Source organism: Paraburkholderia sp. RL17-373-BIF-A (genome assembly GCF_046030175.1).
Classification (GTDB): Bacteria; Pseudomonadota; Gammaproteobacteria; order Burkholderiales; family Burkholderiaceae; genus Paraburkholderia.
Genome location: NZ_JARESO010000043.1, coordinates 14,477 through 35,260, shown reverse-complemented (window position 1 = coordinate 35,260; position 20,784 = coordinate 14,477). Strand labels below are relative to the sequence as shown.

Here is a 20,784-nt window from a genome sequence, read left to right as displayed (position 1 = left end):
CCATGCTCCCGTTCCTCGTCTTTACAGCAGAAGAGGTCGCGACGAAGGCGAACCTTCCCGCCGAGGAAGTCGCGCGAGTGCTTGGTGCATTTCAACTGGCCCCTACCGAGCGCAATGCGACGTTCAATGCGCTGCATGATTTCAACGCTATCACGGCTGCGCCCTTGCTGCGGACGCCGACCGGCGAGTTTGTGCTGCTGCAGGCCTACTCGCTAGCCGCGGCTATCTACGAAGTCCCGTTCTATTGGATAACCCAAGACAAGGCCTATCTCCCGACACTGACCAAGAACCGCGGTGACTTCACAGAGACCTTCGTGGCAGAGCGTCTCGGATTGGTGTTCGGAACCGAGCAAGTCCATTTGAACGTCGAGATTTTTGAGACCAAGGCTGCAAGGGTCTCCGACATTGATGTGCTAGTCGTTTGGGGTAATCGGATCATCGTGGTACGGGCAAAATCGAAGCGCCTGACGCAGGAAGCACGGAAGGGAAACGACCAAGTTATCCGCGACGACTTCAAAAAGGCGGTTCAGGCAGCGTACGACCAAGGGGCGACCTGCGCCAAGTGTTTGCTCGACAATCGATATAAGATTGCGACACCTGATGGTATGGAAGTCGCGCTGCCGCAGGATATTCAAGAAATCTACCTATTTTGCGTCGTAAGCGATCACTATCCAGCCTTGAGCTTCCAGGTGCGGCAGTTCCTTAAGACAGTAAGCAATGATCGCGTGCAGGCACCACTGGCCATGGACGTATTTGCCATTGATGCCATGACGGAAATGCTGCAATCGCCGTTGCAGTTTCTCAGCTACGTCAATCGACGTGCCAACTATGCCGAGCAGCTCTTAGCCTCCCAAGAGTTGACGATCCTTGGCTATCACCTCAAGAAGAACCTCTGGGTAGATCCTGAAGTCGGTCTTATGCACCTCGCCGACGATTTTTCAGCAGGACTTGACCTTGCCATGGCGGTTCGCCGTAACGGCGTTCAGGGTGCCGCTACGCCGGACGGCGTCTTGACGCGCTTCGCCGACACGACAATTGGTCGCGTGGTTAAGCAGGTCGAGGTGCGGCCGGAATCAGCAACAATCGACCTGGGTTTCAGGCTCCTTGCGATCAGCGAGGAGGCCGTTATCGAGATGAGTAGCGCAATAAACCGACAGGCAGCACGTACTCGAGCAGATGGCCAGATACATGACGCGACGTTCGCTTTCAAGGAAGGCTTTGGCATCACGTTCCACTGCACGGACGAGCCCTTCCATGTGGCTGGACCTCGTCTGAAATCTCACTGCAAACTGCTTAAATACAAGGAGAAAGCAGAAAGGTGGTTTGGCCTGTGTATGAGTCCGACGGGACCGGATGTGCGGTTCGGGGTTTCGCTGACACATCCATGGACTGAAGACCGAGACATGAATAACAGAACTCGAGACATGGCAGCCCCGATACCGATCGAACAGGCACTGAGCGTGTTACTGAGTGCGCGCAGCCGAGAAAAAAAGCCGGCCGAAATGACCCGTGCCCGTGCGGTAGCGGGGGCAAATACAAGAAATGCTGCCTTAGCTAGGCCGGTCATTTGCCGACGAGAATCTTCCGCCATCGTACGAGAGAGTCGGCTGTTAAAGGCGCCAGCGATCCAGATTGCAGGTCGCTGGCGGACAGTCCGGGCATAAGTCTCATGAGAATATGACGCCACCATTGACGTTAAGCGCCTCGCCCGTCACGTATTCACCTTCGGTCGAGGCCAGATAGACAATGGCTGCAGCGATGTCTTCTGGACGACCGAGGCGCCCCAAGGGAATGCTGTCCTTCACATGCTGTACCTGTTCCTCGTAGGTGATGTTCCGGAGTACAGCCTCTTCCCTCATGGCTTTCTTCAGCATCTCGGTCTCCGTGTTACCCGGGCAAACTGTGTTCGCCCTTACACCGAAGGGAGCCATCTCAAGGGCCAAGGCCTCAGTCATGCGCATTACAGCGGCCTTAGTCGCGCAATAGACTGCAAAATTGGCGAACCCCTGCTTTGCATACCACGACCCGATGTTGAGGATGCAACCGCTCTTCTGCTCACGCATGACTCGTGCAGCGGCACGGCTTCCGTTAAATACACCACGGAAGTTGACGTTATAGATACGATCAAATTCGGTGTCGGGGGTGTCAGCCATCGGCATCATCGTTTGTACGACGGCTGCGTTATTGACGATGAGGTCGAGTCGCCCGAGCCTGCTAACCGTGGAGTTTATAAGCGCATCTACCGACTCGCCTTGAACCACGTTCACCGATGCCGCCATTACGTCACACTCAGGGACGGCCTTCTGCACCTCTGCAATCGTTTCGTCGCATGAAGCGAGGTCCGCCGCAACGACTTTTGCGCCTTCCTGCGCAAGCCGAAGCACGATTCCCCGCCCGACCCCACGCGCGGCACCCGTCACGATTGCTACTTGTCCTTCCAATCTCCGCGAACTCACTATCTACCTCCACTTTCATTCAGTTGGTTTAATTTCCGTTCAAGAACCTTCCTGGATGGGGTGAACCGCTGTTACCACTCGTCATCAACGTACACACACTCGCCACGCGTTCGCAGGTAGACAGCACGCCAAAGATACCGTTTGAACCGGATAACAAACTGAGCGCGTGCTGCTCTGAAATAGTCGAGAATTGCCACGATATGTCTCCTCTACCTGGCGCCAATGTTTGTCAGAATTGTGCGCTGCAGGGGCTTCTGCGCGACGTCCAAGACAGTTCGGGAACCGTCTCTTCGAGGGTGGTAGGAGGCGCAGTGGCGAGAGAGCCGCAGGATGGTCGTCAGGCCAAAATCCTCATGGTCGGGGGACGCCAGACCTCTTTCGCTCGCAATTTCTACGGCTAGCTCGAATGCGCGAGATCGCTCATTCAGAAAAAGCGCTAGTGCCTTCGCAATGATGCTCATTTCGTACGCGTCAAATTGCACGGTTTCTTCGATCTTGCTCATGGGACACTCATATCAAGAACGGTTGCCACAACACCCGGCAAGGCAAGACGGATCAACTCGTAGGCAACCCGAGTGAAATCCGTCCGACTCTTATTTGACGATGCCGATCTTTGCTCTATCCGTAGTGAGCATCACAGCGATGAGTGCCATGACACCGAACACGATGTTCTGGGTTGTCGGTGCGACGCCAACCATGACGGTAATCACGCGCAACCACGAGGTAATTACTCCGCCAACCAGAGCTGAACCGAGGCCGCCTACGCCCCCAGAGATCGCGGTCCCGCCCAAGACGACACCAACGATAGAAAGGAGCAGGAGATTGCCGGCGATACCGGGTGAACTGAAGCCGGTAATCGAGCTCAGGAGCACGCCCCCGATCCCTGCGCAAAGTGCCGACAACGCGAAAACGACGCAGCGAACTTTGATCGTGTTCACGCCAGACATAATCGCTGTCCGTTCGCCTGCACCCAGCGCGTACAGATCTCGACCGAATCTTGTGTACCGCAACACGACAGCGAGAATGATGGTGACGGCCACCACAACAATGATTGAGTTTGGTATCGGACCCAAGCTCCCTGAGATCCAACCAACGATCGAGTCGTCGTCTGGAATCGGCAAGGCGGTGGCGTTAGAGAGCAGCAACGCGAGACCGGTCACGATACTGAGCGTCGCCAATGTCGTAATGAACGAGGGAAGCTGCAACTTCGCGTGAACGTACCCCTGCAGTGCTCCGAACAGAGCCGCGCCGCAGAGAACAACCGGCGTCGCCCACACCCCGAAAATCGGATGGAGTTGGACGATCAGCACGCCGACTAACGCAGCGATCCCGGCAACGGAGAGATCGATGCTGCCTGCAAGAATCGGCAAGGTACTACCGACAACAAGAATCAGAAGCGGCGCCGCATCTGTGAAAAAGCTTGAAAGACCACCCGTCGAAAGCATCCCCGGTGCGAAGAGAGAGCTGCCAGCTACGAGCAAGATGAGTACAAGCAGCGGAATTAGTCCGCGCGCCTGGTTGGCGTAGGCTCCAAAATTGGAGCCAAGAGGTTTCGTGGCATTCATTTGCGAGACTCCTACATTGATTCAGATCATTGCCCTGAGGATGTCCTCTTGGCTCGGGATGACACCTTGCTGGAGATCGTAGGACGCGGTTATCTGTCCATCTCTGAGTACGATCACCCTGTCAGCCAATTCGAGGGCTTCTTCGCTCGTATCCGCAACGAAGACAATAGACAGACCCTGTCTCGCTTGCTCCTTGATCGCCTCAAAAAGGTCGTCACGTGCGCCAGGATCAAGTCCGCGGCTCGGATGGTCGAGGAGTAGAAGCTTCAGCTTTTTCGACATCAGCCACTTTCCGAGCACAACCTTTTGCTGGTTGCCACCGCTGAGACGATTAATCCGATCCTTTCCGGACGTTGCTTTCACCTTCAGCCGCGACATCCATTGGGTCGCAGCAGTCTCTTCAGCCTTGTAGTCGACAAGGAAGCGGCTACGGCCGTACTCGAGACCATAGGTGATAACCATGTTCTGGACGAGCGTCCGACCTGCCAACATGCCTTCCAGACGTCGGTTGGAAGGGAGGTAGGCGATCCCATTGCTCACGGCCTGGCGCGGGCCTTGGGAAAGCGCCGGAACGTCATCGAGCAGGATTTCTCCAGTGACCGAGTCTTCTGCGCCGAAGATGGTCCGGCACAGCTCTTCCGCGCCAGATCCCTGTACACCGACGAGTCCGACGATTTCGCCCTTGGCAACGTCAAGATCAAGATTCTTGAACTTGTTGCCATCCGTAAGCTTCCGGATGCTGAGACGCGGATTGGGGCGCGAACTCTGCACAGTCTGAGTATGTTCTCGCTCCTTCGTCTCGCGCTCATGACCAACCATCAACGTGTACAACTCGTCTCTATCGATGGTATCTACTTGTTTGTCGGCCACTTTCACGCCGTTTGTCATAACGAGGACACGATCCGAAATCTCCAGAATCTCATCCAGGCGGTGCGAGATTAAGACAATCGATGCACGGGTCCTCAGACGTTGAATTTCCCGGAAAAGAATCTTGATTTCGTCGGGATTCAGAACTGACGTTGGCTCGTCGAAAAGGATGATTGGCGGGTGGTCCACCAATTCTTCGATAGCAAGAACCTTGGCTAACTCTACCTGCTGACGCTCAGCGAAACTAAGCTCTTCCACCAGAGCCTCTGGACGGATGTCGACACCGATCTTGTCCAATTGAGCGCGTGCCGCCTTGAACAGCGCGCCCCAACGATATAGGCCGCCTCGAGTCGCATCGTTGGGTTTGTCGATAAAGATGTTCTCGGCCACTGTCAGGTTCGGAACCAGCGACTGCTCCTGATGGACCATCCCGATCCCGAGGGAGGTGGCCATTGCTGCTGACCGAATTCGTACCGGCTCGCCGCGTAAGAGGATCTCTCCAGAGTCGGGGCCTTGAAGACCGGCAAGCATCTTCATGAGTGTGGACTTGCCGGAACCGTTTTGACCAACCAGTCCCAGCACTTCCCCGGCTCGCAGTTCCAGATTGAAGTTGTCGAGCGCCACAACTTTGCCGAACCGCTTGTTCACGTTTTTCAACTCAAGGACGGTACTCATTTCACGACCCTCAACTTACGACGCATGTGATAGCTGCTGATGCCAACAGCGATCAGGATGACGGCACCGCTGATGATGTTTCGCGAGTACGGTCCCGCACCAATCTGGATCAGCCCGTTGCTCAACACTTCGAGCATCAGCGCACCCAAAGCCGATTGCAAAGCACCACCACGACCACCACTGAGCAAGGTTCCGCCTACCACTGCGGCGCTGATGGCCGGAAACAATTGACCTGCTCCAATATCAGCGTTGCCGTTACCAAGCTGGGCGGAAAGAAGGACACCGCCGAACGCCGCGATTGCGCCTGAAATCACGAATGCGATGAACTTGTAGCGCTTCACCGGCAGACCCGACGCGACGATGATTGCTTCGTCGCCGCCAATTGCGTAGATCATCCGTCCAACCCTGGTGTACTTGAGTACGACGTATGCAACGGCGATCACTGCACAAGCCAGATAGACGATGAGGCCCAGGCCGGCAACATGAACAGATGACAATCCAAGGACCAGAGGCTCGTGGATTGCAGGGACGCGATCTGGAAACAAAACTGCTGCAACCCCCAATCCAATGAACCAGGTACCGAGGGTGACGATCAGCGACGGTGTCTTCCCGACGACATGCAATACACCATTGAATGCGCCGAATCCCACGCCAACCATGATTGCGATGATGATTCCGCCGAATCCGAAGTTATTGCCATTGATGCCATTGGCAACCAGGAGTGAGAGCGTCATGCTCGTAGCCGCGATCACGCCTTGCATGGAGAGATCGATTGCGCCAAGCAGGATCACGAAGCTGAGCCCCACTGCCAGGATCGATGGAACTGCCGCCGCTTCGAGAATGGATCTGAAATTCCCGATGCTAACGAAGCTTCCAGTGATCACCTGGAATACGACAACCATCAAGACAAGGGCGATAAGCGGACCCATGTTGTAAAGGGTTTTTTTCAAGGATAGGGGTCGACTTCTTCCGAAGTGGATGCCTTCGTGTCTAACGCTATTTGAGTTCGCCATGATCTCTCCGACAACTGTTCTGAAGCTATTTAGCGGCGTTCACGCCGGCCGGGATCTCGCCTTGCGAGTATTTCCAGAAGTCTTTCTTGATGTCGGCATAGGTGTACTTCGGTGCGTTTGCCTTCTGCGCGAGGAACTGATCGACGTTGTCCTTTGTTACCAACTGCTGCTTCAGATAGAAGTCGCGTTGTGCCTTCGTCAGCTTGTCCGGCTGGATGTCTCCCACAGCCGCCGCGCGCGCCAACGCCATGCTGATGGCACCCTGCAGTACGGCGTCATTCATCACCGTCGCCAACATGTCGCCGCTCTTGACCATATCCAGTCCGACCTTTGAGCCATCGGAACCGGTAACGAACACCTTTCCGTTCAGTTGCTTTTCGCGAAGCGCTGCGACGGCGCCTCGCGCCATCGCATCGTTAGACGCGAAGATCCCGTTGAGCGAATCACCGTAGCGCGCAAGCCAGGTGCGTGAGATGGTCTGCGCCTTCGTTTCTTGCCATTCGCCGACCTGTGTATCGACAAGCTTCATCCCGGGGCACTCCGCGAGCGCTTTTTTTAGCCCCTCCATCCGTTGGAAGGCCGGCGGCGTTGACGGTACGCCTTCGATGGCGGCGATCTGCCCTTTGCCTTTCAGTGCCTTGCAAAGTGCCATCCCCTGCAGGTAGCCAGATTCAACGCCGTCAAACGACGTGTGGGCGACCCACTTGTTGTTCCCCGTATCCCACGGGTGCAGATTTTCCGGACGATTCCACACGGTCACTACATAAACGCCAGACCGAGCCGATCGCTCAACGACAGCTTTCACATACGCATTTGAAGTGGAGTTTGTAACCAGCGAACAGCCTGTACAGCCGCCGGCGTAAATTGCGCCGAGTTGGGCAAGCAACTGGTCGCCCTGATAGTTGTCGGCTATAACAGTCGATTTGGTACCGACCGATTGGGCGATGGCCTCAACGCCGCGCAGATATTCAGCCCAATATTCCGATGCGGTTTCATCGATGCCGGCGATGAGCTTCGGCGAGTCGGCGGCGATTGCCGTGGACGGGTTAACCAGAATTCCACCGATGAATGCGGTGGCTGAAAGGATTCCTGCGAGCAGTTTCAGACCTGCCTTAGCGTTAGATGCCATTTCCGTCTCCAAATGATTATGTCTGTGAGTTCGCGGCTCGACTGCGAATGATTTTCGACCGAAGCTTTGGAAGCTTTCGTTGCGCTGCAACGTTCGATTCGCAGTGGCCTTGTACAAACGATAGTTTCGCAGCCTGAAAATGAGAAGGGGCCAGGCATAAATGACATTTCCGGTGCGCGGAAAAATCATGAGGGTTACCCTGGGTTCGCGGCAATGGATCTTCGGCGAGTGTTGCTGACTATGCGTTTCGCGAATTCTTCCGCGAGGAGGAAATTACATTTTTGCTGCGGCAGCTTTCGGGTGTCGGAAACGACACTTATAGTCATCCACACTAGATGCGTGGCGGAGGCAGGTGCACGTAGCTGCCTAAATTCCGCGTGTCATATCGAAATGCAGAATAGATGCAAAAGGCAAAACATGATCAAACATATCGTCATGTGGCAGATTGCGGGTTCCTCGTCAGAGGAAAAAATGAAAGCGATGAATGTCGTTAAGCGCGCCTTCGAGTCGCTTAATGGAAAAATTCCTGGGATGCGAATGCTCGAGGTTGGGATAGATATGAGCCAGGTCGATTACGCCTTTGATGTTGTGCTGTATTCGGAGTTTGATTCGCACGATGCCCTAATAGGCTACGCGGATCATCCTGAGCACTTGCGAGTAAAAGAGCAGATCGGCAGTGTTCGCACCGCGAGGCATCAGGTTGACTATCAAACATCGGCTTGAATTTTACAAACAAATCCAGCTCAAATTCGGGCGACGATTTAGTCGTGGGAATCACGACAACGCTTACCAATCCAGGAGACGCAAATGGACATCGGCAACAAATATGGACACCTTTCGTACTCGACCCTAGTCCATCCGGGTGACACATGGGAGCAGATGCGTGAGAGTCTTCACAAGTATCTGCCCCAGGTGAAGAAGCGTGTCTCTCCGCATGCTCCGTTCGGCGTGTCAATCCGCCTGTCCGCTGCGACAGCTGCGGAACTCGTCGAGAACAGAGAGGAGCGCGACGACATCAAACGCTTCTTTAAAGAGAACGATCTCTACGTGTACACGGCGAACGCCTTCGTGTACGGAAGTTTCAAGAACACTCTTGTGAAGGAGCAGGTGTACGAACCGGACTGGCACTCGGAAGAACGCCTGCAGTACACGAAGAATGTTGCAGACATCCTTGCGGATATATCACCGGCGGGTGTTGCTCCATCGATTCAGACGGCGCCCCTTGCATTTCGACCCAAGGTCAATAGCCCCGAATATCTGGCGACTATGACGCGCAACGTGCTACGTATGATCGCGCACCTTGCGGATCTCGAAAGCCGCACTGGACGTCGTGTGACGCTCGCGATTGAACCAGAGCCTGCATGCTATCTGGAAACGACCGACGATGTCGTGACGTACTTCCGCGATCACCTGCATACAGGTGCCGCTGCGCGGCAGCTGGCCGAGATCGGTGGAATGCCAGTGTCTGAAGCGATCGGTTCTTTGCGTCGATATGTCGGCATCGTCTATGACATTTGTCACCAAGCTGTTGAGTGTGAGGACATTGAAGCGTCGTTGAATCGACTCGTCGACGCCGGCATCCCCATCTTCAAGTTGCAGGAAGCGTCTGCTGTTCGGGTGCCGGAAGTCAAGCAGGCTAACGTCGACTTACTCAAGAAGTTCGCAGACACGATCTATCTGACGCAAACCACGGAGCAAAAGGACGGGAAAATTCGTCAGTATCTGAACCTCGAAGAAGCGTTTGATGCGTGGGAACGTGACCCCGGTCCCCGTGAGTGGCGAATTCATTTTCACGTCCCCGTATTTCTGGATGCGTTGGGTAGCCTCGGGACAACCCGGTTCGCCATCGAAGAGGCACTTCGTGTTCACAAGGCTCTGCCGCTTTCGACCCATCTGGAAATCGAGACTTACACGTGGGATGTTCTGCCAGATCATTTGAAGACTGGCGACATTGTGGACTATGTGTCGCGCGAACTCGACTGGGTCCGCGGACAGCTGATCGACTAATGCCATCACAGTCGCGAGAACGGCTGTGTAGGAGCCAGGCAAATGAATTCCCTATGCATCGTAAATACGTCGATCCCTTATTTTCGGGATGGTGATTCCGATAGTAAGCAAAGCAGTACGGCCGAATTTGTAGAGATTCTGAAGGCGTCGATCGAACACGGTGCGAGCGTTTTGGACATTGGGGCGGTCGCGCAGGCTCTGCAGAACAGCGGAGGCGTTGAGGAACTGAGGTTAGTTATCAATGAAATCAGGGCCAGCTTTCCCGAAGTGATTTTTCAGGTCGCTAGCCGCAACCTGTTTGAGTTGAATCGACTACTTACACATTTTGACGCACTCGATCCCGACATCGTTTCGGTTCCGGTCGCCATCTTTTGCAACAGCGAGGCGATTGGTCTGCTTCGGTCATGCGAGGACCACCTTCGAAAGCTCAGAGGGAAACTCTCATTAGACATTGAAGATCTCTCGATGGTCTTCCGAGCTGTGAAGTTGCAGCACGACGGTCTTCTCGATGGTCGCCTTCGCGTGAATTTCTGCTTGGGCCGCGAGTTCGGCGTGCCATCCGATCGTGATGCCTTTCTGTTTTTTGTGGAAACACTCAGGAGGCTCGCTCCGGAAGCAACATGGACCGGTGTCGGCCGAGGAAAGAGCGAACTGGAACTCGCTCGCTGGTCGATCGAAATGGGCGGCCACGGCAAGGCCACGGTCACACAAGCACAGGGCTCGATTAGCACAAGCGGAAAGCGTGACAACGCAACGCTCTACAAGGTCATTCATCTGTGCAAGGAAAACGGTCGAAGGCCCGCGTCGTTTGCCGAGGCAAGACACATATTGTCGCTGAGAACGGCATTCCAAAGATCCTTTGCCTGACGGCCGCGTAAGTTCCGCTCAGGATGCCAGAAGCAAATATCAGCTATCAGATCACTCTCAGGAAGGAGACCTCGTATGAAGAGGCTTGAACAGAAGGTTGCCATTATCACTGGCGCCGGGACGGGTATCGGGGAAGCAACAGCTCGGCGTTTCGCTGAAGAAAACGCAAAGGTCGCTGTGTTCGACGTCGTGAAAGCAGCCGGCGAAGCGACAGCGGCCCGCATCAGGGAGGCGGGTGGCAATGCGATCTTCGTATCTGTCGATGTGACGGATGAGGCTCAGATTCGCGCGGGCGTCGAGGAGGTAGTCGGCCGACTTGGTTCGCCTGACATTCTGGTGAACAACGCCGCCATCACGGGAGTCAACAAGCTCGCTCACGACGTAAGCATCGATGAGTGGGATAAGGTTTTCGCGGTGAATGTGCGCGGCTCGTTTTTGTGCACCAAACATGTCGTTCCGCACATGATGCAAAAGCGCGCAGGTGCCATCGTCAACTTCTCTTCGATCTACGCGCTCATCGGAAACAACGATATTCCTCCGTACCACGCAACGAAAGGCGCGATCCTGGCGATGACCAAAACTGACGCGCTGTGTTACGCAGAATACGGCATTCGCGTCAACGCAGTGCATCCTGGCTCGACGAAAACACCGCTTTTCATGAAAGCAGGTGAAACATATCCGGGAGGGCTGGAAGTGTATCTCGACATGATGAAGAGGCTGCATCCGTTGCGCCTTGGCGAACCGATTGACGTCGCTAACTGCGTTCTGTTCCTGGCGTCAGATGAAGCGGGCTTTGTGACCGGCACGAGCCTCGTCTGTGACGGCGGCTACACGGCGCAATGAGTTTAATTCTACGGGTCGCTTGACAACGCGGATTCACATCTACATCAGGTGGAGAACTGGAGGCAGAAATGAGGCTCAAGGATAAGGTTGTGCTGATCACAGGCGGCGCCCAAGGGATTGGATTCGGCATCGCGTCGAGACTTGCACGTGAGGGTGCGCGTTTGAGCATCGTCGACATTCATCTGGAACAGGCGCAAATGGCCGCCGACGAACTCACTAAGAGCGGTGCGCAAGCGATTGCCATTCGGGCTGACGTAGCGGAGCGCAGCCAGATTCAGGCTGCTATCAAGCAGACGGTCGAGACGTTCGGCCGGTTGGACGTGATGTTCAATAACGCGGGTTTCAATAAGCCGATGCCGTTCCTTGAGATCACGGAAGACAACTGGAACGCGATCATGCGCGTCAACGGGCTCGGCGTGCTTATCGGTACGCAAGAGGCGGCTAAACAGATGATCAAGCAGGGGAACGGCGGCAAGATTATCAATACTGCATCGATCGCTGCCCGGCAGGGGTATCCCGATTTCACCCCTTACTGCGCAAGTAAGTTCGCAGTGGTCGCGATCATCCAGGCTGCCGCTAGAGCATTCGCGCAGTACAAGATTACCGTCAACGGATTCTCCCCGGGGGTCGTCGCGACGCCTCTCTGGAAGACGTTGGACAAGGATCTTATGGAGATGGGGGCCAGCTCGAAGCCTGGCGAAGCGATTGACGAGTTTTCCAAGGGAATCCTACTGGGGCGGACCGCGACACCCGATGATCTTGGTGGTACCGGCGCATTTCTTGCGTCGTCAGATTCTGATTACATGACCGGCCAGATAGTTGCGATTGATGGCGGAATGATACTTGTCTAATTGGGGCAACAGAAATGAGAGCTCTCTTGACGGACCAGGAAATCCAGACAGGCGCCAACGGTAATTCAAACGCCTACGAGATACCGGCCTCGACCTACCGCCTCAGTACACCGTATCAGCTGTTGAAGGCCGGTCCTGCTCTTTCACTGGCAGGCGAATCCTCCGAAAGACCCGAGATCCGTTCTGTAGCTATCCTTGGCTATAACTAGGGTAGCTGGAAATTCGCTTTTCTTTCCAGGGTTGAGTGGATTGCTGTAGCACCCTGGCGGCCACTCTTTTTTAACCCGTGTCTCCGGATGGTGGACGCGATTGGGCTTGTAACTCCGCGTCGCCAGGCATGCCAGTTGGGAAGTAATGAACAACAAAGAGATTTTTGCAAGCGAAGACAGGTACGAATTTACGCATCGCGGTTTCGGACAGTCATCGAGACTTCCTCTCCGGTGTCCTTCAGCGAACGTGAAGCGCATTTAGACGGGCCAAGGTATTGGCGATTCTTGTAGTTTGTCCGGGTGCGCGAAACACGACCGCATTCATCCAATTTTGAGGAATTTCGAAATGTCCGATTTAAAGATTGCTATGTTGGGGACTGGCGCGCAGGGGGCTTCCATCGGTGCAGATCTGGCACTCGCTGGACTTGACGTCACGTTCATCGAGCAGTGGCCTGATCATGTTGAAGCGATACGAAGGGATGGCATCACGGTGAACCTCCCTACCCGAACCATCAATGCAAATGTGAAGGCATTGCATCTCTGTCAGTTGGCCGAGCTTCGCGAGAAATTCGACGTTGTGTTCATTGTGACTAAAGCGTACGACACCAAGTGGTCTTGCCAATTGATTGAGCCGTACGTCAAACCGGACGGACTCGTGGTGGGTCTGCAAAATGGGATGTCAATTGATGACATCGCGAGCGTCGTTGGCCCAAATCGAACGATCGGTGCCGTCATCGAGATTGCATCGAACATGTTCATTCCCGGCATCACGAACCGGCAGAACGATCACGACACGTCATGGTTTGCAGTTGGAGGATTCGACGAGTCGACACAGGGACGTGCCGAATCGATCGCGAACATTCTGCGACACACAGGCACCGTGGAAGTCACGTCCGACATCCGTTCCTCAAAATGGATGAAACTGGTCGTCAATGCGGCTGAACTTGTTCCATCCGCGATCTTGAATTTGCCGTTATCTGCAGCAGCACGCGTACCGGGCATGCTCGACTTCATGCGTCACGCAGGATATGAAGCGATCCACGCTGCCGTCGCCAGTGGAAGCCGTATTGTGCCGATCTTTGGCATGTCTGCTGTAGATCCTTCTCGTCCGGAAAAGGTTGTCGATGACCTTTTCGCGGAGGTGCTGAAGACCTTCTCCATGGAGGATACGCTGACAACCACGTTGCAAGACTGGCGGAAGGGTCGTCGCGGGGAGACGGACGATGTGAACGGCTATGTGGTGCACTGGTTGAAAAAAGTCGGCAAGTCTTCGCCTGTCAACCAACGGGTGGTTGAGGTCGCACACGAGATAGAACTAGGCAAGCTCGAAGCCGCCCCTTCGAATATCGACCGACTTCTCGACATCATGAAGTGACGATCTGTCTTGGACGCGTTTCAGGTAAATGCCGGAGCGCTCGCGCCGAAACTCACCCACCGGAGCCGAAATGACCAACCCCCGTATCGCCGTGCTTGGCACCGGCGCCAACGGCGCGACGATCGCTGCTGACCTTACGCGAGCTGGTCACGACGTTGTATTGATTGATCAGTGGCCCGCCCACGTCGAAGCGATGCGCGCCAAAGGTGTCACGCAGGTGATGCGCGAGGAGACGCTGGTCACAAAGGTTCGAGCCTTCCACCTTTGTGACGTATGCACCTTCACCGAGCAGTTCGATGTCGTCCTGCTTTCGTGCAAAGCCTATGACACGCGCTGGCACAGCCAACTAATCGAGCCCTATCTTAAGCCTGAGGGGCTGATGGCGGGTGTGCAAAACGGCATGACCATTGACGCAATAAGCGACGTCGTAGGCGTACATCGAAGCATTGGCACCGTGATCGAAATTTCTTCGACGATGTACGACCCGGGCGTGGTGCGTCGAGACTCTCCGCCGGATCGTTCTTGGTTTGCTGTTGGCGCAACCGGGGTTGACACGCAAGGCCGTGAACGGGAAATTGCATCACTATTGAGCGACGTGGGTCGGGCGGAGGTCGTGAATGATATTCGCTCAACAAAGTGGATGAAGGTCGTCAGCAATGCGACCACCTTGGTGACGACTGCGATTCTGGGGCTTCCGATGCTGGAAGCGATGCATTTTCCGGGCATGCGTGACCTCATGCTTCGATCGGGCCAGGAAGCCTTGCAAGCTGGTCTATCACAAGGATACAAGATCCTACCTATCTTCGGGTTGAAGCCGGAAGATGTGTCGGACCGCGAACACGCGGTTGAGAAGCTGCTCGATACCTTGATGTCAGGATTTGTTCTGCCCGAGACTACGACCACGGTGCTTCAGGATTGGACGAGGGGCCGGCGCAGCGAGGTCGATGATTTGAACGGGCTGGTTGTGAATCAGTTCAACCTTGCGGGGAAGGATGCTGCTGTCAATCGGGCCATCGTTCAAGTCGCGCATCAAATTGAGCGACGCCAGATTGCTCCCAGTGTTCAGAATATGCAGCGGCTCCTAGACCAAGCAAGCCGTTAAACACTTTCGCCCATTCATGACCAATGCCCCCAATGAGGGGTATTCGTACTTTCCGTGCATTTTCTGGCGGTTTGCACGAAAAATCACATTCAGATCAACGAGTTGAAAATCCGTCAAGTTGCAAAAGCCTGTGAGGCCGCGGAGCCTTGCTACAAGCGGTTTTCTTACGCCGCTACCGCCAGATTTTGCTCGGATCGAACGAATACCCCAGATCGCGTGACGAGGTTGCGCTCATTTTGCTGGAGCCGCAGGGTTGAGCGCCGCCAACCCCGCGTCCTCGTTATTCAATCGTGGGCGTCGCTGCCGAACGTCTCACGTGAACTTTGTTTCGGATCCATCATCCAGGAATGATTCGCTGCGCCTTCAATCGGTCGAACAATGCAAAGAAGGCATCTGACGTGCTCTGATAGTCGAGAAAGCCTGCCTTGCGGCTTTTTGTCATGTCCGTGAGTACTTCCATTGGGCGTCCGAGATCGGCATCGGTATGCCACCACGACACAAGCTTGCCGACGTCGGTTTCGATCAGACCAAACCTTGCCGCGATCTCGGACCATTGCGGTTGAGCGTCTTGCATTCGATTCTCCAACGGACGCATCTCGCCATCGAATGGAATCGCTTTAATGCCGAAGTAATCCGCAATGCGTGACCACATCCATTTCCAGCGGAACACGTCGCCGTTGACCACGTTGAAATCCTCGTTGCGAGCATGCGCGGACGTCGCGGCCCATTCGAGATGTCGCGCGAGCAGCCGGGCATCGGTCATGTCGGTCAGACTGTCCCATTGCGCGGCGGAACCGGGAAACAGAAACGGCTGGCCTGTCTGCTTGCAAAGCGTCGCATAGACGGCGAGCGTGACTCCCATGTTCATCGCGTTGCCGACAACAAAGCCGATGATGGTATGCGGACGATGCACGCTCCAGCTAAGGCCGTATCGTTGCGCCGCTTCGAACAGGCGGTCCTCCTGCTCGTAGTAGAAGTTGTCGACCGGCTGACGGCCCTGTTCTTCCCGGAACGGCGTGATTGGCACCGCGCCTGTCGCGTACGCTTCGAAAGGTCCCAGGTAATGCTTCAGGCCGGTGACGAGGGCGGCGTGTGACACCCCGCCTGTCGGTCCAAGTGCGTCCAGCACATGACGCACCATGCCGCCGTTCACGCGGATGTTGTCCTTCTCCGTGGCCTGGCGAGCCCATGCGGTGAAGAACACGTGACTGAAGGATCTGCCGGACAGGGCGTCACTGACCGATTCAGGTGAGGTCAGATCGGCGGTGATCGGTTCGATTGCAGGCGACACCGCAGTGCGGCCGCGCGAGAGTCCCGAAACGTTCCAGCCCGTGGAAAGCAACTGGTCGGCCAGATTGCTGCCGACGATGCCGCTTGCGCCGATGATAAGTGCCCGATTTTCCATGAGTGAGAAATTCAAAAGTAAATGAAATGTATGTCGACACAGGGAGGGTTCTTCGACCCATCATTTCCCTGTGAATTGAACGCGTCTCCAACCAAATTCGTTAGATGCCGTCGAATGAGTGCAGATTTGGCGCGGTGCCGTCGAAAGCCATTTGCAGCAACCGGCGAATCGCGCCGGAGGACAGCGGCCTCGGATTGAAGTACGGTGAGCGCATCGCGACTTCGGCCGCGTGATCGAGATCGCTCTCGGCAAGACCCAGTGCACGCAGCGACGAGGGGGCTCCAAGCCGCCGCCCAAGGTCGTATAGAGCCGCCGCCGGATCAGGGACATCTAATGCACGGCGAAGCCGCTCGGCAGCCTCTGTCGCTGCCGGCAGGTTAAACGCCATCGCATACGGCAGAACGACCGCGTGTGTTTCCGCATGCGGAAGATTGAATGTACCGCCTAGCGTGTGACAAAGCTTGTGATGCAATGCCATGCCGACATTGCCCAGCACCGTTGCGCACAGCCACGCTCCGTACTGCGCCGTTTCGCGCGCCGCTACGTCGTCGGGACGCGCGCACACTGACGGCAACGCGAGTGCCAGACTGCGAATGCCTTCCTCGGCGAACAACGACATCACGGGGTTGGCGTCCTGCGCGTACAGGCCCTCGGCGGCATGCGCAATCGCGTTTAGCCCACTGGTGGCCGAGAGGCCGACGGGCAGCGTCAATGTGAGGCTCGCGTCGTAGATCACGGTGCGCGGCAGCACGCGGTAGCTCTTGCCGGTTTTCTTTTCGTTGCCCGAGGTCATGCCATAGATCGGGGTCACTTCGGACCCCGCGTAGGTAGTCGGAATGGCGACGACTGGCAGCGACGTTTCGAGCGCAATCGCCTTGGCGAGTCCGAGCGTCGAGCCTCCCCCCGCAGCGATTAGTCCATCCGCTTCGATTGCGCGCGCTGCGTCGAGGCCTGACTGCGCGACTTCGACTGGAACGTGCATAACGGCACCGTCGAACACGTCCACACAACGCCCGCCGGCCAACTTGCGAACGCGATCGGCAAGGAAGCGCTGTTCCGGAGTCGACAGTACGAGCGCGCGCCGGATGCCCAGTTCGTCGAGTTCCTCGCCGAGCCTTTCGAGCGAGCCCGCGCCGAAGACAATGCGGGCAGGCCGGCTGGTGTAAGTGAAGGGTGTCATGTCGAGCGGCTCAGGACGAAATCGAATTCAAGCGTGCTGAACGGAATGTCCATCCGCGTGCCGTCCGGCGCCACGCCTTCCGCATGTCGTCTCCATTGGGCGACAAGCGACGACCGCACGCCGAATACGGCATCCGAATCGAGATACCTGTCACCCTCGCGAAAGACATGCGTGACGAGACGCTCGTAGCCAGGCGCCGCAATCATGAAATGCAGATGCGCCGGCCTCCACGGATGACGCCCAAGCGCCTTCAGCATCATCCCGACAGGGCCGTCGTGTGGAATTGGGTACGGCTCGGCCACGATTGAGCGAAAGTGATAACGCCCGTCGGCGAGACTATGCAGTACGCCTCTCGCCCGATGCGCATCTTCACCCGCCAGCTGTACATCATAGAAGCCGTCTGAGTCCGCTTGCCACACTTCGATCCGTGCGCCGCCCACGGGTTCTCCGTCAGGTCCCTTGACCGAACCGGATACGAAGCACGGCTCGCCCGTTGCGCCGTTCCCTACATCGTCACCGTTCTGATAGACCGGCGCATTCTCGACGAAAAACGGCCCGAATACCGTTGCTTCAGTGCAGCTCGCCGGTTTGCGGTTTGCCATCGCCGTGACGAGCATCGACAACCCGAGGGTGTCCGACAGCAGAATGAATTCCTGGCGTTTGTCGTCGGTGATGTGGCCGACTTCGGTCAAAAAACGGATGCCTTGCTGCCACTCGCTTTCCGTCAGGCTCACTTCGCGTGCGAACGCATGCAGATGCTGGACGAGGCTCGTAATGAGGGTTTTCAACCGCTCGTCGGTCGCGTGTTCATGGCGCGCCAGCACCGCTTCGGTGATGGTATTTTCGTCGAGATTTCGCATGGCCGTTATGTTCCTCTCCAGTTGGTCTAGCGATTGTCGACCCGCTTGAGGAAAGGACGAATATCGACGGCGCGCCAGATGCCGGCCTCGTTGAAGGGGTCGTGGCTGTTGAAACGCATCACGTCGGCGATATTGTCCGCTTCGTACAGGAAGAAGCTGCCGATCATGGTTTCCTGGTCGCTGGCCAGCAACGGACCGGACATCACCATCCTGATCGGCGACGTTGCCAGATAGGCCTTGTGTGCATCGTAGTGAGCGAGACGGCGTTCGACCATGTCGTCATGATCCAGGCAGTAGACAGTGAAATGCATTGCAGCTCCTGAGAGTAAGTAAATGATCGGCGTAGACGTTCAACCAGCAATACCTGCTGCCGATTCGACCGCCCGCACGATCGAAAAGAAATCGAGTTCCGCGCCATCGCCGTTCACGTATTGCGCGAACTGCTCACGTACGAGCGACGCGGCGACCATCGGCACACCGGCCGCATCACCAGCGTCGACCACGAGCGTCATGTCTTTCAGCATTTGCGTGGAGGAAAAGGCGGGTGAGAAGTCACGCTGCTTTAATGGATCGAGCTTGTATTTGATCAATGGCGACGCAGCGACGCTGTCACCGATCACGGTCAGCATCTCCGACCAGTCGAGACCGCCTTTTTTGCCGAGCGTCAACGCTTCCGCAAGCAGCACAGCCGTCGACCCAACCAGATGATTGATCGCGAGCTTCAGATAGCGCGCCTGCTGGTCCGCGCCGACGTAGTACTGGCGTGCCGAAAGCGCCTGGAAAACTGGCAGCGCGTGCTCAAATGCGGGCTTCGGACCCGATGCAAAAACCGTCAGTTGCGCCTTCTCAGCGAGTACGGTGCTGCCCGAAACGGGCGCAGCGATGAAATCGATCGCGCGTGCGCGCGCCGCATCCCGCACGGTCTCCGAAACGGTTGGCGACACGGTGCTCATGTCGATGTACACCGCGTCATCTCGTGCATGTGCAATCACCCCTTGCGGGCCGAGCGCGACCTTTTGCAAAACTGAGTCGTCGGGAATGATCGAGAAGATCAGTTGCGCTGATGCCGCGACGCCAGCGATGTCTTTCGAGAGCCGCGCGCCCCGTTGCGCGAGCTCTTCCGCACGGCGCGAGTCGACGTCGTACACCACGACGTCGAAGCCCGCCTTGAGCAGATTGCCGACAATGGGCGAGCCCATCTTGCCAAGGCCGATCCAGCCAATCGTGGTTCTGTTCTGCGTGCCTGTTCCAGTCATGCCATTCTCCAGCTGCGTTATCACATCGGCGCCTTAGCGCGATTGCGGATTGATAAGGATCTTCATCTTGTCGCTGCCTTTGTCGCTCAGTACGTCAAAGCCCTTTGCAACCACATCGTCCGCGTCAATCAGATCGTGAATCAGCTTTTCGACCGGGAACTTGCCGTTCGCGATCATGCCGATGATGCGCGGCCAGATCGTGACCGGATAACACCATGTTCCTTCGATGCGAATATCCTTGAGCGACCACTTCATCGGATCGACGCTCGCCGTACCCACGTGCAGTCCCGCCTGTACGACGGCGCCGGCCGAACGCACGGCGTCGACACAGGCATTGAGCGCATGCTGGTTGCCCGCGCATTCGATCGCGACGTCCACGCCGACGCCTTCAGTCAGGTCGCGGATCTTTTGTGGCAGCTCACCGTCGGAGGGATCGAAGATATCGGTCGCGACGCCGAAGCCAGCCATCTTTGCAGCGCGTGCCGGATTAGGATCGCTGACGAAGATTTTCGAAGCGCCGGCTGCATGGCACGCCAACGCGGCGAGTACGCCGATAGGCCCCGCGCCGGTAATGAGAACAGTCGACCCCACCGTCACGCCGCCGCGATCGACGGCATAAAGTGCGACCGCAGCCGGCTCGATCAGCGCGCCTTGCTTGTCGCTGACCGTGTCGGGCAGTTTGTTCGCGTGGTAGTCGTTCAGCACCGTGTATTCGGCCATACCGCCGCCGTCCCAGCTCAGGCCTACGCAACCCATCTTCGTGCACAGGTGACGCAAGCCACGTGCGCAGTAGTAGCACTGGCCACACGACGCCAGCGGCATCACGGAGATGCGGTCGCCAGGCTGCACGTTCTTGACGTCTTTGCCGACTTCGATCACTTCAGCGCTGAATTCATGTCCGAGCACCTGCGGCGCCTTTGCTCCCGTGAGTGCATGCGGTTCGGTGGGCACGACGATCGGACCGGCCTGATACTCGTGCAGGTCGGTACCGCATATGCCGCACCACATGGGCTTGACGATCATCTGGTTCGCGCCCATCCCGCTCGGGTCGGGCACATTCTCGACCCGGATGTCGTGTGCGCAGTGAAAACGGACTGCTCTCATGTGTCTGCTCCTGTTTGCGT

Annotated in this window: 20 protein-coding genes; 8 read left to right on the top strand and 12 right to left on the bottom strand. The window is 56.5% G+C overall.

Features of this window, described 5'->3' with window-relative positions; genetic code table 11:
* Positions 1-2: 2 nt before the first annotated feature.
* Positions 3-1,664 (top strand): nuclease-related domain-containing protein, encoded by a 1,662-nt coding sequence (locus tag P0D80_RS51930; protein WP_459252766.1) that lies wholly within the window; start codon positions 3-5, stop codon positions 1,662-1,664.
* Between the two features lie 3 nt (positions 1,665-1,667).
* Here the strand turns inward: P0D80_RS51930 and P0D80_RS35470 are convergent, their stop codons facing one another.
* The 6 genes from P0D80_RS35470 to P0D80_RS35445 all read right to left on the bottom strand — a co-directional run bounded on the left by P0D80_RS35470 (position 1,668) and on the right by P0D80_RS35445 (position 7,705).
* The gene (locus P0D80_RS35470) at positions 1,668-2,456 is read right to left on the bottom strand and encodes an SDR family NAD(P)-dependent oxidoreductase (protein ID WP_408290803.1); all 789 of its coding nucleotides are present in this window, start codon (positions 2,454-2,456) and stop codon (positions 1,668-1,670) included.
* Positions 2,457-2,665: 209 nt separating this feature from the next.
* Entirely contained in the window at positions 2,666-2,959 is a 294-nt protein-coding gene (locus P0D80_RS35465; RefSeq protein WP_408290801.1) for a hypothetical protein, read from the bottom strand.
* A 90-nt stretch (positions 2,960-3,049) separates the two neighbouring features.
* On the bottom strand, positions 3,050-4,021 hold the full coding sequence (locus P0D80_RS35460) for an ABC transporter permease (RefSeq protein WP_165923982.1): 972 nt from the start codon (positions 4,019-4,021) through the stop codon (positions 3,050-3,052).
* A 21-nt stretch (positions 4,022-4,042) separates the two neighbouring features.
* Positions 4,043-5,563, bottom strand: coding sequence for a sugar ABC transporter ATP-binding protein (locus P0D80_RS35455; protein WP_408290798.1), 1,521 nt, complete (start codon positions 5,561-5,563; stop codon positions 4,043-4,045).
* The gene (locus tag P0D80_RS35450) at positions 5,560-6,513 is read right to left on the bottom strand and encodes an ABC transporter permease (RefSeq protein ID WP_408290796.1); all 954 of its coding nucleotides are present in this window, start codon (positions 6,511-6,513) and stop codon (positions 5,560-5,562) included. The genes P0D80_RS35455 and P0D80_RS35450 overlap by 4 nt, the downstream gene beginning before the upstream one ends.
* 88 nt (positions 6,514-6,601) lie before the next feature.
* Positions 6,602-7,705, bottom strand: a complete 1,104-nt coding sequence (locus P0D80_RS35445; RefSeq protein ID WP_132380598.1) for a sugar ABC transporter substrate-binding protein — start codon at positions 7,703-7,705, stop codon at positions 6,602-6,604.
* A 417-nt stretch (positions 7,706-8,122) separates the two neighbouring features.
* Between P0D80_RS35445 and P0D80_RS35440 the strand changes: the two genes are divergently transcribed.
* The 7 genes from P0D80_RS35440 (at position 8,123) to P0D80_RS35410 (ending at position 14,959) form a co-directional block, all read left to right on the top strand.
* Positions 8,123-8,428 (top strand): Dabb family protein, encoded by a 306-nt coding sequence (locus tag P0D80_RS35440; RefSeq protein ID WP_132380600.1) that lies wholly within the window; start codon positions 8,123-8,125, stop codon positions 8,426-8,428.
* Between the two features lie 84 nt (positions 8,429-8,512).
* Positions 8,513-9,712 carry a metabolite traffic protein EboE gene (gene eboE / locus P0D80_RS35435; protein WP_408290793.1) on the top strand — a complete coding sequence of 400 codons (1,200 nt, stop codon included), beginning with the start codon at positions 8,513-8,515 and terminating at the stop codon, positions 9,710-9,712.
* A 42-nt stretch (positions 9,713-9,754) separates the two neighbouring features.
* On the top strand, positions 9,755-10,579 hold the full coding sequence (locus P0D80_RS35430; protein ID WP_408290791.1) for a 3-keto-5-aminohexanoate cleavage protein: 825 nt from the start codon (positions 9,755-9,757) through the stop codon (positions 10,577-10,579).
* A 75-nt stretch (positions 10,580-10,654) separates the two neighbouring features.
* On the top strand, positions 10,655-11,422 hold the full coding sequence (locus tag P0D80_RS35425) for an SDR family NAD(P)-dependent oxidoreductase (protein ID WP_132380604.1): 768 nt from the start codon (positions 10,655-10,657) through the stop codon (positions 11,420-11,422).
* Positions 11,423-11,490: 68 nt separating this feature from the next.
* Complete coding sequence (locus P0D80_RS35420) at positions 11,491-12,273, top strand: SDR family NAD(P)-dependent oxidoreductase (RefSeq protein WP_132380606.1); 783 nt, start codon at positions 11,491-11,493, stop codon at positions 12,271-12,273.
* A gap of 555 nt (positions 12,274-12,828) precedes the next feature.
* Complete coding sequence (locus P0D80_RS35415) at positions 12,829-13,857, top strand: ketopantoate reductase family protein (protein ID WP_408290788.1); 1,029 nt, start codon at positions 12,829-12,831, stop codon at positions 13,855-13,857.
* A gap of 70 nt (positions 13,858-13,927) precedes the next feature.
* Positions 13,928-14,959: a ketopantoate reductase family protein gene (locus P0D80_RS35410; RefSeq protein WP_408290786.1), complete on the top strand. Its 1,032-nt coding sequence runs from the start codon at positions 13,928-13,930 to the stop codon at positions 14,957-14,959.
* Positions 14,960-15,296: 337 nt separating this feature from the next.
* Here P0D80_RS35410 and P0D80_RS35405 read toward each other — a convergent pair whose 3' ends face one another.
* The 6 genes from P0D80_RS35405 to P0D80_RS35380 all read right to left on the bottom strand — a co-directional run bounded on the left by P0D80_RS35405 (position 15,297) and on the right by P0D80_RS35380 (position 20,764).
* Positions 15,297-16,364 carry an SDR family oxidoreductase gene (locus P0D80_RS35405; RefSeq protein ID WP_408290784.1) on the bottom strand — a complete coding sequence of 356 codons (1,068 nt, stop codon included), beginning with the start codon at positions 16,362-16,364 and terminating at the stop codon, positions 15,297-15,299.
* 100 nt (positions 16,365-16,464) lie between these two features.
* Positions 16,465-17,544, bottom strand: a complete 1,080-nt coding sequence (locus P0D80_RS35400) for a maleylacetate reductase (protein ID WP_408290782.1) — start codon at positions 17,542-17,544, stop codon at positions 16,465-16,467.
* Positions 17,541-18,404, bottom strand: coding sequence for an intradiol ring-cleavage dioxygenase (locus P0D80_RS35395; protein ID WP_408290780.1), 864 nt, complete (start codon positions 18,402-18,404; stop codon positions 17,541-17,543). The genes P0D80_RS35400 and P0D80_RS35395 overlap by 4 nt, the downstream gene beginning before the upstream one ends.
* A 26-nt stretch (positions 18,405-18,430) precedes the next feature.
* Positions 18,431-18,715, bottom strand: coding sequence for a YciI family protein (locus P0D80_RS35390; protein WP_132380615.1), 285 nt, complete (start codon positions 18,713-18,715; stop codon positions 18,431-18,433).
* 39 nt (positions 18,716-18,754) lie between these two features.
* Positions 18,755-19,660 (bottom strand): NAD(P)-dependent oxidoreductase, encoded by a 906-nt coding sequence (locus P0D80_RS35385; RefSeq protein WP_408290777.1) that lies wholly within the window; start codon positions 19,658-19,660, stop codon positions 18,755-18,757.
* Between the two features lie 33 nt (positions 19,661-19,693).
* Positions 19,694-20,764, bottom strand: a complete 1,071-nt coding sequence (locus P0D80_RS35380; protein ID WP_408290775.1) for a 2,3-butanediol dehydrogenase — start codon at positions 20,762-20,764, stop codon at positions 19,694-19,696.
* Positions 20,765-20,784: the final 20 nt, after the last annotated feature.